This window comes from Fusobacterium sp. SYSU M8D902 (assembly GCF_040199715.1).
Taxonomy (GTDB): Bacteria; Fusobacteriota; Fusobacteriia; order Fusobacteriales; family Fusobacteriaceae; genus Fusobacterium_A.
The window spans coordinates 102,266-117,005 of sequence record NZ_JBEFNA010000001.1; the positions used below are offsets into that span (position 1 = coordinate 102,266).

The window sequence follows — 14,740 nt, forward strand, 5'->3', positions numbered from 1 at the left end:
AGTTCCTCCTACTTTTTAGTCTCTCCTGTAAGTATGTATGCCCCAACTTTATCTTGAACAATCTCATCTAAATTCTTATTTAACTCTCTTGCTAATATCTCTTGTACTCTCGGTCCACAGAATCCACCTTGGCATCTTCCCATACCAGGTCTACATCTCTTTTTAACTCCATCTACAGTTTTAGCTCCCACCATTCTATGAATTACATCTACTATCTCTCCCTCAGTTATGCTCTCACATCTACATATGATTCTTCCATATCTTGGATCTTTCTTTATTACTTCTGCTTTCTCTTCTGAAGATAGTTCCATAAAATGAATCTGTGGTCTATTTTTTTTATGCTCCTCTTTCTTAGATACATCTCCCAACTTCTCTACTATCATTCTAGCCACATCTAAACCTATTGCTGGTGCTGATGTTAATCCTGGCGATTTTGTTCCAGCTATATTAAAGAAATATGGTGCATCCTCCACTTCACCTATTATAAAGTCTGGACAGTCTGACTCAGCTCTTAAACCATTGAAATTTTTTATATTATCTCTAAAGTTTATATCTTTCACACTCTTTACAGCAGCTGCTCTAACAGCATCCAATCCTGCTAGTGTATTTCCTACATACTCCTTATCATCAGTCAAACTTGCTGTAGGTCCAACTATTAAGTTACCGTGGGCTGTTGGTGCTACTAAAACTCCTTTTCCAACTTTTGTTGGACATTGGAATATAACATTATTTACTAAGTTTCCTTGAACTTTATCTAATAGATAATACTCTCCTGCTCTTGGAGTTATCTTTATCTTTTTAGAACTTACTAAATTATTTATCTCGTCAGCAAACAATCCAGCTGCATTCACTACTACCTTTGTTTCAAACTCTCTTCCATCAGTTAATATAACCTTGTATCCTTTTTCTAACTTCTCTATCTTTTCTACCTTTGCATCTGTAAGAACTTCTACTCCATTTATTGCAGCATTTTCCAATAACTTTATAGTCACTTCCCAAGGACCTGTAACACCAGCTGTTGGAGCATATAGAGCAGCTACTACTTCACCACTTACATTTGGCTCCATTTTAAGTATCTCTTCCTTCTCAATGATTCTTAACTCTGGTATTCCATTTTTTAATCCTCTCTCATAAAGTTGTTTCAAATGCTCTCTCTCTTCCTCTGAAAAAGCCAAAACTAATGAACCTGTTCTTTTAAATGGTGCATCTATCTCTTTGCACAACTCTTCATACATAGAGTTTCCAAGGGCATTGTACTTAGCCATTAAAGTTCCCTCTTTTGCATCATAACCTGCATGTACTATTCCTGAGTTTGCTTTACTTGTACCATTTGAAACATCATGCTCTTTTTCCAATACTTTTATTTTTAAATTATATTTTGCCAATTCATATGCAGTTGCAGCTCCCATAACTCCTGCACCTATTATAATTACATCTACCATATAGCATTTCCTCCCGATCTTTTAATAAAAAAAGTCAGCAAATAGACAGATCTCTCTGCCCTTTGCTGACTCTCCTATTCACTAGTCATTTATTCTATTTTCTCATTAATTATCTTACTTTTCTTTTCATTTGTCAAGAGATATTATTACTCCTCTTCCCAAGCAAGAGCTCTTTTTACAGCTTTTTTCCATCCACTATATTTTTTACATCTCTCTTCTTCACTCATATTTGGAATGAACTCATTATCTAGTTTCCATTGTGAGCTAATCTCATCTTTTGTCTCCCAGAATCCCACTGCTAAACCTGCTAAATATGCTGCTCCTAGTGCTGTTGTTTCAAGAGTTACTGGTCTTCTTACTGCTGTTCCTAAAATATCAGCTTGGAATTCCATTAAGAAGTTATTAGCTGCTGCTCCACCATCCACTTTTAAACTAGCTAATTTAATTCCTGAATCCTCTTGCATAGCCTCAAGAACATCTCTTGTTTGATAAGCAATTGATTCCAAAGTTGCTCTAATTATATGATTTTTATTAGCTCCACGTGTAAGTCCTACTATAGCTCCTCTTGCATACATATCCCAGTATGGAGCTCCCAATCCTACAAATGCTGGAACTACATATACTCCTGCACTATCCTTTACCTTTCTAGCAAAGTACTCTGTATCCTTTGATTCTCCTACTAATTTTAATTCATCTCTCAACCATTGAACACTTGCTCCACCAATGAAAATACTTCCCTCTAATGCATACTCTACTTTTCCATTAAGTCCTATAGCTATTGTTGTTACAAGTCCATTTTGGCTTCTTACCATCTTAGTTCCTGTATTCATCAATAGGAAACATCCTGTTCCATATGTATTTTTAGAATCTCCCTCTTTAAAGCAAGCTTGTCCAAATAGTGCTGCTTGTTGGTCTCCTGCTACCCCAGCTATTGGTACTCTATGACCACCTTTTCCTCCTAGGTTTGCATAACCAAATGTTCCACTACTATCTTTTACTTCTGGTAACATTGATTTTGGAATTCCTAATATATCTAATAATTTTTCATCCCATTCTAATTTTTTAATATTGTATATCATTGTTCTAGAGGCATTTGTATAGTCAGTAGCATGAACCTTTCCATTAGTTAATTTCCAAATCAACCAAGTATCTACAGTACCAAATAGCAACTCTCCTCTTTCAGCTTTCTCTCTAGCACCCTCTACATTATCTAATATCCATTTGATCTTAGTACCAGAGAAATAAGCATCTATTAGTAATCCTGTATTCTCTCTTACATACTCATCTAAACCTTCAATCTCTTTTAACTCATCACATATCTTAGCTGTTCTTCTACACTGCCATACTATTGCATTGTATATAGGTTTTCCTGTATTTTTATCCCAAACTATTGTTGTCTCTCTTTGGTTTGTAATTCCAATTCCTATAATATCATGTTGTGATATACCTGTTCTTGCAATTACTTCTGCTAAAACTCCACTCTGACTTGACCAAATTTCCATTGGATCATGCTCTACCCAACCCTCTTTTGGATAGATTTGAGTAAACTCTTTTTGTGCTACTCCAACTATTTTTTGCTCACTATCAAATACTATTGCTCTTGAACTTGTTGTTCCTTGATCCAATGCTATTATATATTTTTTCTCCATAATTTACTCCTCCATTTATTAAGTAATTATCCACAAGCTACACAACTGATTGAAAAGAAATTAAATAAAGCTATTCCTATTAATGCACCTATAATAGGTCCAACAATTGGTACCCAAGCATAACCCCAGTTAGAATCTCCTTTTCCTTTTATTGGAAGTATAGCATGAGCTATTCTTGGTCCAAGGTCTCTTGCAGGGTTAATAGCAAATCCTGTAGCTCCACCTGTTGCCATACCTATAACACTGATTAACATCCCTACTAAAAATGGTTTTATTCCTGGTTCTACCATATTTTTTCCATATCCTATTGCTAGTATTCCAATTACTAATATAGCTGTTCCCACAGCCTCTGTTACCACGTTCCAAAATTTGTTAGGTATTGCTGGTCCTGTTGAAAAAACCCCTAGTTTTGTTGCTGGATTAGGCTCTTCGTCCATAAGGTTTTTATATGTTAAGTAAGCTAATATAGCTCCTACTATACCACCTAAAACCTGTGCTATTATATAACCTGGTACCAATGCCCAATCTAAAGCTCCATCTACTGCTAAAGCTATTGTTAATGCTGGATTTAAGTGAGCTCCACTTACCCAACCTGTTAGGTAGGCTGCCATAGAAACTGCTATACCCCAACCAAAGCAGGTTACCATCCAACCTCCACCTTTTCCATAACTTTTATTTAGGCTTAATGTCATATTGATTCCATTCCCTAAAAGTAAAAGAAATGCTGTTCCTAAAAACTCTGCTAAATACATTGCACTTGCTGTCATAAAAATGCCCCCTTTTTAGATTCAAAACTGCAAAAAAAGCTCAAAAAAATCGCCCCCTATTAGCAACTCTTTTAAGCTTCTCCATCTCACACAGCTTTTATTACGTTAACATAATTCTAACACTTTTTTACAATTATGTCAATACAAATAAAATTATTTTATTACTATTTGATTTATTTATGTACACTATTTAGATATCCCATATGTGACTATATGTTGTTGATACCCCTACAGCACCTGCTGCTAACGCATTTATAACATCCTCTTTCTCATTTACAAGCCCTCCAGTTATCACAGGAATCCTTGTAGAATTATTGATTTTCTTTATTATTTTTGGCATAAGCCCCGGCAAAATCTCCACTGCACTAGGTTTATTTTCTTTGATATGATTTATTGTATTTTCCAATGAGAAAGAGTCTAAGATAAAAAATCTTTGAATAACCTTTATCCCTTTTTTATTTGCAAAAGCTACAATATTATGTTTTGTTGTTATAATTCCATCTGGTTTTACCTCTTGCATCAGATACTCCACTCCATTGTTAGAACTAGATATTCCATCTATCATATCCATATGTACATAGACTATCTTATTTGCAGCTTTTAATTTTGTAACAATACCTTTAATGTTTAAGATATTTGCCATAATTACAAAAACTATCTCACTTCCACTTTCTATTGCCTCATCTAAATAAGCTTCATTCTTTAATGCTGGTATCACTGGATTTCTCTCCAATATCTCCTTTATATTTGCCATACCCATCTCCTTAAATATTTTTACTATATTATAACATATTTAGAAAAAAAGGGAGAATTTTTTCTCCCTTACTTCTACATCATTCCTGGCATCATTCCTGGATTCATCTCTGGTTGTTTAGGCTCTTTTTTACTCACTACCAAAACCTCTGTTGTCAAGATTAAGGCTGATACTGATGCAGCATTTTGAATAGCTGATCTAGTAACTTTTACTGGATCTAATATTCCCTCCTCTATCATATTCACATATTTTTCTGTAGAAGCATTAAATCCAAATCCTTCTGGCATATCTTTTACTTTTTCTAATACAACTGCTCCATCTATTCCTGCATTTTCTGCTATCTGTCTCAAAGGTGCTGTCAATGCTTTTTTAACAATCTCCACTCCTATTCCCTCTTCTCCAGATAATTTAAATTCATCCATATCCTTAGCAATCTCTACTAATATAGTTCCTCCACCAGGTACTATCCCCTCTTCAACTCCAGCTCTAGTTGCATTCAAAGCATCTTCGATTCTAAGTTTTTTATCTTTCATCTCCACTTCAGTTGCAGCACCAACTTTTATAACTGCCACTCCACCTGAAAGTTTTGCAAGTCTCTCTTGTAATTTTTCTTTATCATAATCTGAAGTTGATTCCATTATCTGATTTTTTATAGAATTAACTCTAGCTGCTATTATCTCTTCTTCTCCAACTCCATCTACTATTATCGTAGCATCTTTAGTTACTTTTACCTTTTTAGCACTTCCTAACTGTGGTATAGTAGTCTCCTCTAATTTCAATCCCTTCTCTTCAGAGATTACCTCTCCACCTGTAAGTATAGCTATATCCTCTAACATCGCTTTTCTTCTATCTCCAAAAGCAGGTGCTTTAACAGCTACTACATTTAAAGTTCCTCTCAATTTATTTATAACTAAAGTAGTTAAAGCTTCTCCCTCCAACTCATCTGCTATAATAAGTACAGGTCTTGAAGTTTGAACTGTCTGCTCCAATATTGGTAGTATATCTTTCATATTTGATATTTTTTTATCAGTTATAAGAATAAATGGATTATCTAGCTCTGCCACCATTCTCTCAGAATCCGTTACCATATATGGAGATACATACCCCTTATCAAATTGCATTCCTTCAACTACTTCCAAAGTTGTTTCTAAAGATTTTGCCTCTTCAACAGTTATTACTCCTGTTTCACCAACTTTTTCCATAGCTTGAGCAATCAATTTTCCTATCTCCTCATCTCCTGCTGAAATAGATGCTACTTGAGCTATCTCATCATTTGATTTTATCTTTTTAGCTCTAGCTTTTAAGTGAGTAATTACCTCTTTAGTTGCCTTCTCTATACCTTTTTTTATAAACATAGGATTAGCTCCAGCACTAACCATTTTTAATCCCTCTTTTACAATAGCTTGAGCTAATATAGTTGCAGTAGTTGTTCCATCTCCAGCCACATCATTAGCTTTAGTCGCTACCTCTTTTATCAGTTGAGCTCCCATATTTTCAAAAGGATCTTCCAATTCAATCTCTTTAGCTATTGAAACACCATCATTAGTGATTAAAGGAGCTCCATAACTTTTTTCTAAAACTACATTTCTACCTCTAGGTCCCAATGTAACTTTTACAGCATCTGCTAAAGTATTTACTCCTGATTCAAGTTTTTTTCTAGCTTCCTCATTAAATTTTAAAATTTTTGCCATTTTCAATCCCTCCGATAATTACTCTACTATTGCTAATACATCTTCTATATTCAATATTAAATATCTATCTTCGCCATCTTTGATCTCAGTTCCTGAGAATTTTGAATAAACTACTTTATCTCCAACTACTATTTCAGAAACTTTCTCACCTTTTCCTACAGCTATTACTTCACCAATATTTGATTTTTCTTTGTCATCTGATCCTGGAAGAATAATTCCACTCACTGTTTTTTCCTCTAATTTAACAAGCTTAACCAAAACTCTTTCACCAATAGGTTTTATCTTCATTGTTCTATCCCTCCAACTTATTAGCACTCTTTATTAATGAGTGCTATTTTTCTCATAACTTAATAATAAATCATTTACTCGCAACTGTCAATAGTTTTTTTAAGTATTCATATATTATTTTACTTCCAAGTATTATATCTTCAACATCAATATCTTCAGCAATATTATGGCTTATTCCCTCTTTACAAGGTATGAATACCATTCCTGTAGGAGCAATATCCCAAAACTTCATAGCATCATGTCCTGCTCCACTATTCATTACCATATAATCTATATTTAACTCTCTAGCAGTATTCTCCAAATCCAATAACAACTCCTTATCCAGTATTACTGGTTTGCCCTTTGAAACCGACTCCAACTTATACTCTAACTCTCTTCTACTACAAATATCCTCTATTATCTTTTCAATAGACCTATCAATTCTTTGGATACTCTCCCAATCCACTCCTCTAATATCTATTCCAAGTTTTACCCTTCCAGGTACTACATTAAAAGCATTTGGAGAATTTTGCAAAAATCCAACTGTTGCTACACTCTTATTCTCTTTTTCTACTAGAGCTAATTTCTCTAGTTCACACACTATCTCTGCTCCTGCACAAAGTGCATCTTTTCTCATTCCCATAGGTGCTGCTCCCGAATGATCTTGCCTTCCCTCTATTGTCAACCAATATCTCGTAGCATTGGCTATAGCATCAACTATTCCAATTTTTAAATCGTTATTCTCTAAAATACGACCTTGCTCTATATGAACCTCAAAATATTTTTTTATTCCTGATATTTTTTCACACTCTGGATTATACCCTCTAAATTTTAACATCTCATATAGAGAGATCCCCTCTACATTTCTTACAGCTTTCAGTTTTTCAACATCTATCTTCTTAGTTATCAAGCCACTTCCTACAGTTGCTATTCCAAAAGCACTAGATTCCTCGCATCTAAAGGCTGCTACCTTCAATGGAATATTTAAATTATTCTCTTTTATCCATTTTAAAACCAATAATCCAGCTACTACTCCAACTACACCATCATATCTTCCACCATTTATAACAGAGTCCAAATGAGATCCCATTAAATAATACTCAGACCAATTCTCCTCGTAGATATATGTATTTCCTACCTCATCACTGGAATATTTCAGTCCCAACTCTCTAGCTATATTTCTAATAGCCCCGTGCATAACATCTTCATTTTTAGTATAACCTAGTCTAGTTACACCTCCACTTTCATCTGCACCTATGGAATAAAAAGCTTTAAACCACTTTTCCAAACACTCTAAATTCTCCATTCTTCACCTCACATTTATTCCAAATCCTCTTCTACAAGTAGATTCATTTCATGCCAATCATAAAACTCTTTCATCTTAAAAGGGATTGTTCCATTTTTATATGCAAGAGCTGCCATCTCATCTGGCTCTAATTTGTATACAATTTGATGCTCCTCATAATCATCTAATATCATATCATGAAACTCCTTATATTTTCCATTCTCTTTCATCTCTAATAATATTTTTTCTAACTCTATTTTATTTAATTTTTCCATTTTTACACCTCTTAATTATATAATATACTCATATTATATAATTCTTTATCAAAATAGTCAACTTTATTAAAAAATACCCTTCGTTAAAAGGGTATTTTTTTCTATTTTTTCTTTAATTTCAACTCGTATTTCTTTAGTTCTTCAATAGCCTCCTTAGCAATTGGCAATATACATATTATATTTATTACAGTCATTATTCCCAATCCAAAATCTGCTAATGACCAAACGAAAAGATTCTGCTCTATTCCTCCAACATATACCATCAATACCACAACTATATGGTATAGATATCTCATCTCTTTAGATTCCATTATGAAATTTATAGCATTCTTACCATAGAATGTTACAGCTAATATTGTACTTAATGAGAAGAAGAATAATACAACTATTGTGAAAGGAATTCCTATCCATCCTATATGGCTCTTTATTGCTTCTTGGAACATCGCCATCTCCCCAATTTTCTTTCCTGCTTCTACCACTTCTGGATCTGCAAGTAATATTATAAACGCAGTTGCACTACAAACTATAAGTGTATCTACGAACACTCCTAGAGCCTGAACCATACCTTGCTTAGCTGGTTCATCAATATCAACAACAGCTGCTGCATAGTTAGAATCTCCACTTCCTGCCTCATTAGAAAATAGCCCTCTTCTTACTCCCTGCATTATAACTATTCCTATTCCTCCACCTGCTACCTCTTTTATTCCAAAAGCTTGTTTTACTATAGTCTCCAACATACTTGGGATAGCTGTGAGATTTGTTACCACTACATAAGCCACTAATACTAAATATAGGATAGCCATCACTGGTACAATCTTATTTAAAGCCACTATAATAGTATCTTTTTTCCCTCTGAAAAATACAATCACTCCAACTATTATTGCTAAAACTATTGCAATCTCTTTCACTCCATAACCATAAGCATTATTTATTGATTGTGTCACAGAGTTCGACATAACTTGAATAACTCCCACATAGCAAATTAATGATGCAATAGCATATATTATTCCCAACCATCTCTTATTTAAACGTTTCTCTATTATCCAAGGAGTTCCTCCTCTATACTCTTTATTTCCAACTTTCTCTCTATACATAACTGCTAAAGTTGACTCTATAAAAGATGTTGCTGCTCCTAAAAGAGCCACTAACCACATCCAGAATATAGCTCCTGGTCCACCAACAGCTATAGCTGCCACCACACCTGTTATATTTCCAGCTCCAACTCTACAAGCTGTTCCCAAGAAAAACGCTTCTAAAGAGCTTACTCCCTCTCCATTCTCCTCTCTCTTTCCTAGTATCTTTACTATATCTCCAAACAATCTAAATTGCATAAAATTTGTTTTTATACTTAGATATATAGCTGCTCCTATCAGCATAACAACCAAGATATTCTTTCCCCACAATAGATCATTGACTAAATTAATTACTTCTCTCATAACCTTTTCTCCTTCGCCCTTTGTTTCTTGTTTTATATATTCTATCACTCTCTTCCCTAAAATAATACCTTCAATTTTTTTTATTTTTTGTTCGTTATTTTCTATATATTTAGCCATAAAAAAAGAGAACTACTATAAATAGTCCTCTTTTTTTGTTCGTATCTATTTCAGGTTCTCAACCCACTCTTGATTATCTAAATACCATCTTATTGTCAACTCTATTCCTTTGTCAAAAGGAGTCTCTGGATACCAACCTAGTTCCACAGCTATTTTAGTTGGATCTATTGCATATCTAGCATCATGTCCCAATCTATCTTGAACATAGGTTATCAAATCATAATTTATATTCTCAATATCTGTTTTTAATATCTTCCTATACTCAGGCTCCTCTTTCATCAATCTCTTTATAGTATCAATTGTCAATTTTACTATATTTATATTTTTTTCCTCATTAAAACCACCAATATTGTATATCTCTCCCAATTTTCCAGCATTTATCACCATATCCACTGCCTTATTGTGATCTCTTACATACAACCAATCTCTAACATTACTTCCATCTCCATAGACTGGTAATTTCTTTCCTTCTAATATATTTTTTATTATCAAAGGTATTAATTTTTCTGGAAATTGATATGGACCATAGTTATTTGAACATCTTGTTATATTCATTGGTAATTTATATGTTTCTGCATAGGCTTTTACTATCATATCTCCAGATGCTTTTGAAGATGAGTATGGAGATCTAGGATCTAACGGTGTCTCCTCTGTAAAAAATCTCTCACCATAAGTTTTTAAATTTTTTCTTCCTTCAACTACATTTTTTACACTCTTTTCTAAATGTAGTTCTCTTGCATCTGAATAATCCTTCACTAGAGATCCATACACTTCATCTGTAGAGATTTGAATATATTTTTTCCCCTCTTTATAAATAGGATAACCATTTTCATCTTTTCCTATTGACCAACTATCTTTTGCTACTTCTAAAAGGTTTTGAGTCCCTAATATATTAGTTTCTAAAAACACTCTAGGTCCTAATATACTTCTATCCACATGAGATTCTGCTGCAAAGTTTACAACATAATCTATGTCATATCTTGAAAAAATACTCTCTACTAGCTCTTTATTCCCAATATCTCCTCTTACAAACCCTATCTTTCCACTCTCTATCTCGTCTCTCAAACTCTCTTTATTTCCAGCATAAGTCAACTTATCTAAAACAATTATCTCAGCTGTATCCCCATACTTTTCCAGCATATATTTTACAAAATTTACCCCTATAAAACCAGCTGCTCCTGTGACTAAATATGTTTTCATATAACTCTCCTTCTCAATTTTATAAAAAATTCCCCAATATATAATTAGTTATATACTAGGGAATCCACTCTCTTATTTAGCGTAATCTACAGCTCTTGTTTCTCTAACTATAGTTACTTTTATTTGTCCAGGATATTGCATTGAATCCTCTATTTTCTTAGCCACATCTCTAGCCATTTTTGTAGCCTCATCATCTGACATAGCTTCAGGATTTACTATTATTCTAAGCTCTCTACCTGCTTGAATTGCAAAAGATGACTCCACTCCTGAGAATGAATTTGCAATCTCCTCAAGACTCTCTAATCTCTTCAAGTAAGCTGTCAATGTCTCTCTTCTAGCTCCTGGTCTTGAAGCTGAAACAGCATCTGCTGCTTGAACAATTATTGCTTCAACAGTTTCAAACTCAACTTCATTATGGTGAGCCATAACTGCATTTATAACCTCTGGCTTCTCTCCGAATTTCTTTAAGAACTCTCCACCAATAAGTGCATGAGAAGACTCTATATCACTTTCTAATACTTTTCCTACGTCGTGTAATAATCCAGCTCTTTTTGCTAGCTCTGTATCTGCACCTATCTCTGCTGCTAAGTTAGCTGAAAGTTTTGCAACTTCAATTGAGTGAGTAAGTACATTTTGTCCATAACTTGTTCTAAACTTTAATCTTCCTAAAGTTTTTATAATTTCAGGATGCATTCCAGGAATTCCAAGCTCTATCATAGCTCCCTCTCCAGCATCTACTATCTCTTTGTCAATCTCTTTTCTTGCTTTATTAACTACCTCTTCAATTTTTCCTGGGTGTATTCTACCATCAGTAATTAATTTTTCAATAGCAAGTCTAGCTATCTCTCTTTTTACTCCATCAAAACTAGATAATACAACTGCTTCTGGAGTATCATCTATTATTATATCTACACCTGTTAAAGCCTCAATAGCTCTAATATTTCTTCCCTCTCTACCTATGATTCTTCCTTTCATCTCATCATTAGGTAGGTTTACAACTGACACTGTAGCATCTACTACATACTCAGCAGAAGCTTTACCAATAGCAGTTGATAAAATTCTTCTTGAAATTCTATCCTTTTCATCTTCAAGCTTATTTTCAAACTCTCTAATTGCTACAGCTGTTTCATGAGTTAGATCATCTCTTAACTTAGAGATTAAAATCTCTTTTGCCTCTACTTTAGATAATCCAGAGATTCTCTCTAATTCATCTTCTTGTTTTAATTTTATAGCTTCTATCTCATCTTTTTTAGCTTCTAATTCCTCTGTAGTTCTCTCTAACTCTTGACTTTTTAACTCTAACTTCTCAATCTTATTATCTAAAGTTTCCTCTTTTTTAGTAAGTCTAGCTTCTTTTTGTAAAAGCTCATTTTTAGCATTTTTTATCTCTTTTTCAGCTTCCTCTTTTATTGAGTATGCGTGTTCTTTTGCCTTTAACTCGATCTCTTTTCCTCTTGCGTGTGCATTTTTCTCTGCATTTTCAACTATTTCTTGAGCCTTTATCTTTGATTTTGCTACTTCATCTTCTAAGTCATTTAACTCATTTATCTTTTTATCTATAACAGACTTTTTATAAAGAATAGCAAATACTATTCCTAGTCCGATTATTATCAAACCTATTCCTAAAACTGTATTCATAATTATTTCCTTCCTACTTATCTATTATTTAAAACTTGCTATTGCCTCATCTTCTGTTTCATATATTTCAAATATCTCATCTAATCCTATCATCTCAAATATTGTTTTTATATGTTCATTTAATTTGATAAGCTTTATATCTCCACCCATCTCTTTAACAACTTTTAACTTTCCTCTTAAAATCCCCATAGCCAAGCTGTTGATATGAGTAACTTCCTCAAAATCAATTATAAATTTTGTAGAATCAGCTTCTACTAATTTTGTTATTCTCTCTTTTAACTTAGGTGCTACTAAAGCATCTAACTCTCCTATCACTTTTAACTCTTTAATTTCCCCAACATTTTTTTCAAGTATTTCAAAATTGCTCATCATTTTATGCCTCCTTAACTTTTTTTTCTACTCTAAACAATGTTCCATTTAATTTCTTTTCGATTCTAAAGTCATCTGCAATGGCTCTTGCTATAAAAAGACCCATTCCACCCTCTTCTTTACTCAATTTCTCTTCATCAAACCCCACACCATTATCTTCTACAATTAAACGAATAATATCGTTTGATTTTTGAATTTCTAAAATGATATCTCCAGGCTTATACTCATATCCGTGTTCAACTACATTTGTTGAAAGTTCATCTACCACTGATAAAAGTTGAAACACATCTTTTTGGCTCACTTGATGTAGTTCTAGATATGTTTTTACCATAGCTCTTATTAAAGATAAATTTTCTAAAGAAGAAGGAACTGTGATCTTCACTTCATTTGGTTTCATTCCTATTCCCTTCTTTCTTTAATTTTACTTATTTTCCACCCATCACTTTTTAAAGAGTAATCCACACTATAGTATAGAGTATTATTCTGAAAAATAATCCCTATTATATTTTGTGCCTTATCTCCTAAAAAAACAGGCTTTGAACTCAATATATTAATCTTTGAAAAGTCAATACTCTCTATCTCATCTTTTACAAAATTATTTCTAATACTAGGGACAAGCGTCTCTTCTAGAAGTTTTGTTTCGCCCATTTTTAGTTCATCTCTTATCTGTTCAACTAAGACTACAAGCTCTCTTTTTTCTTCCATTGTAAATTCTTTTTTGCTTACTATATTAGAACATCCTGTAAAAAAAACAACAGAAATAATAAAAATAAAAATTCTTCTCATTATAATATACACCATTCCTTATCACTATAAATAATACCATATCCATATATTTTTATCAAGAATTTAATTGTCCATTTTACTATTTAATTTTTTTAGTACATCCTCTATAATCTCATCTTCTGATAACTCTTCTAAATTATACCAAATATATGTGTGATCATTTTTAAACCAAGTAAACTGTCTTTTTGCATATCTTCTAGAGTTTTGCTTTATCATATTTACAGCTTCTTCATAGGTTAACCTTCCATTGAAGTAATCTATAAACTCTGAGTAACCTATTATATTGATCTTTCTCAAAACATCTCCATAGATGTCATATAGTCTCTTAACTTCCTGCTCCAATCCAGCCTCTACCATCATATCTACTCTCAAGTTTATTCTTTCATAGAGGTTCTCTCTCCCTCTTTCTAAAGCAATTTTTAAAAAACTATAATTATTATTTTTTATATTTTTTTTAGATAGTTTAGAAAATTTTTCTCCAGTTAATCTATATACTTCTAAAGCTCTTTCAACTCTTTTCTTATTATTCGGGTGTATCTCCTCTGCTCCCTCTGGATCTACAAGTTTCAACTCTTCATATAGCTCTTCAGAAGAAATCTTCATAAACTCCTCTCTCATCTTCATATCCGAAGCCGGTAGTTCTGATAACCCTTCAGTTATAGAGTTGATATATAAGCCAGTACCTCCTGTTAATATTACAACTTTATCCTCTATCTCTTTCTGTTTTAGTATCTTATCCACATCTTTTTGAAAGTCTCCAACACTATATTTTTTTACAGGCTCCAGTATATCCAACAAATAGTGCTTTACACCTTCCATCTCTTCAGTTGTTATTTTAGCTGTTCCAATATCCATTCCTTTATATACTTGAGCTGAATCAGCTGAAATAATATCTGCATTTAAAATTTTAGCCAACTTTATAGATAGTGCAGTTTTACCTACTCCTGTAGGACCTGCTATCACTACTCCCTTTTTCATTTTTCCTCCCAGTAATCTTAGTAAAAAAGAGGAAAAATTATCAAATATGAACATATACAGTTCAATCTCTAAGATAATATCTTCCT

The 14,740-nt window shown here is 33.1% G+C and carries 15 protein-coding genes; all 15 read right to left on the reverse strand.

What is annotated here, in order from left to right; all coding sequences use genetic code 11:
- Positions 1 to 8: 8 nt before the first annotated feature.
- Positions 9 to 1,442 (reverse strand): NAD(P)/FAD-dependent oxidoreductase, encoded by a 1,434-nt coding sequence (locus ABNK64_RS00465; RefSeq protein WP_349763126.1) that lies wholly within the window; start codon positions 1,440 to 1,442, stop codon positions 9 to 11.
- 146 nt (positions 1,443 to 1,588) lie between these two features.
- The gene (gene glpK, locus ABNK64_RS00470) at positions 1,589 to 3,091 is read right to left on the reverse strand and encodes a glycerol kinase GlpK (RefSeq protein WP_291256397.1); all 1,503 of its coding nucleotides are present in this window, start codon (positions 3,089 to 3,091) and stop codon (positions 1,589 to 1,591) included.
- Positions 3,092 to 3,117: 26 nt separating this feature from the next.
- Positions 3,118 to 3,858, reverse strand: a complete 741-nt coding sequence (locus tag ABNK64_RS00475; RefSeq protein ID WP_300343302.1) for an MIP/aquaporin family protein — start codon at positions 3,856 to 3,858, stop codon at positions 3,118 to 3,120.
- 190 nt (positions 3,859 to 4,048) lie between these two features.
- Entirely contained in the window at positions 4,049 to 4,612 is a 564-nt protein-coding gene (locus tag ABNK64_RS00480) for a glycerol-3-phosphate responsive antiterminator (protein ID WP_349763127.1), read from the reverse strand.
- A 74-nt stretch (positions 4,613 to 4,686) separates the two neighbouring features.
- On the reverse strand, positions 4,687 to 6,303 hold the full coding sequence (groL, locus tag ABNK64_RS00485; RefSeq protein ID WP_300340617.1) for a chaperonin GroEL: 1,617 nt from the start codon (positions 6,301 to 6,303) through the stop codon (positions 4,687 to 4,689).
- 18 nt (positions 6,304 to 6,321) lie between these two features.
- Positions 6,322 to 6,591: a co-chaperone GroES gene (locus ABNK64_RS00490; RefSeq protein WP_291256401.1), complete on the reverse strand. Its 270-nt coding sequence runs from the start codon at positions 6,589 to 6,591 to the stop codon at positions 6,322 to 6,324.
- A gap of 70 nt (positions 6,592 to 6,661) precedes the next feature.
- On the reverse strand, positions 6,662 to 7,876 hold the full coding sequence (locus ABNK64_RS00495) for a M20 family metallo-hydrolase (RefSeq protein WP_349763128.1): 1,215 nt from the start codon (positions 7,874 to 7,876) through the stop codon (positions 6,662 to 6,664).
- A gap of 14 nt (positions 7,877 to 7,890) precedes the next feature.
- Entirely contained in the window at positions 7,891 to 8,130 is a 240-nt protein-coding gene (locus tag ABNK64_RS00500) for a hypothetical protein (protein WP_300340624.1), read from the reverse strand.
- Positions 8,131 to 8,231: 101 nt separating this feature from the next.
- Positions 8,232 to 9,566 (reverse strand): alanine/glycine:cation symporter family protein, encoded by a 1,335-nt coding sequence (locus ABNK64_RS00505; RefSeq protein WP_300340728.1) that lies wholly within the window; start codon positions 9,564 to 9,566, stop codon positions 8,232 to 8,234.
- Positions 9,567 to 9,728: 162 nt separating this feature from the next.
- Positions 9,729 to 10,883, reverse strand: a complete 1,155-nt coding sequence (locus ABNK64_RS00510) for a dTDP-glucose 4,6-dehydratase (RefSeq protein WP_349763129.1) — start codon at positions 10,881 to 10,883, stop codon at positions 9,729 to 9,731.
- A 72-nt stretch (positions 10,884 to 10,955) separates the two neighbouring features.
- Positions 10,956 to 12,521 (reverse strand): ribonuclease Y, encoded by a 1,566-nt coding sequence (gene rny / locus ABNK64_RS00515; RefSeq protein WP_291256405.1) that lies wholly within the window; start codon positions 12,519 to 12,521, stop codon positions 10,956 to 10,958.
- A gap of 24 nt (positions 12,522 to 12,545) precedes the next feature.
- Positions 12,546 to 12,893 (reverse strand): STAS domain-containing protein, encoded by a 348-nt coding sequence (locus tag ABNK64_RS00520; protein ID WP_291256406.1) that lies wholly within the window; start codon positions 12,891 to 12,893, stop codon positions 12,546 to 12,548.
- Between the two features lies 1 nt (position 12,894).
- Positions 12,895 to 13,287 carry an ATP-binding protein gene (locus tag ABNK64_RS00525; protein ID WP_291256407.1) on the reverse strand — a complete coding sequence of 131 codons (393 nt, stop codon included), beginning with the start codon at positions 13,285 to 13,287 and terminating at the stop codon, positions 12,895 to 12,897.
- A 2-nt stretch (positions 13,288 to 13,289) separates the two neighbouring features.
- The gene (locus tag ABNK64_RS00530; protein WP_349763131.1) at positions 13,290 to 13,676 is read right to left on the reverse strand and encodes a hypothetical protein; all 387 of its coding nucleotides are present in this window, start codon (positions 13,674 to 13,676) and stop codon (positions 13,290 to 13,292) included.
- Between the two features lie 63 nt (positions 13,677 to 13,739).
- Positions 13,740 to 14,654 (reverse strand): tRNA (adenosine(37)-N6)-dimethylallyltransferase MiaA, encoded by a 915-nt coding sequence (gene miaA / locus ABNK64_RS00535; protein WP_349763132.1) that lies wholly within the window; start codon positions 14,652 to 14,654, stop codon positions 13,740 to 13,742.
- Positions 14,655 to 14,740: the final 86 nt, after the last annotated feature.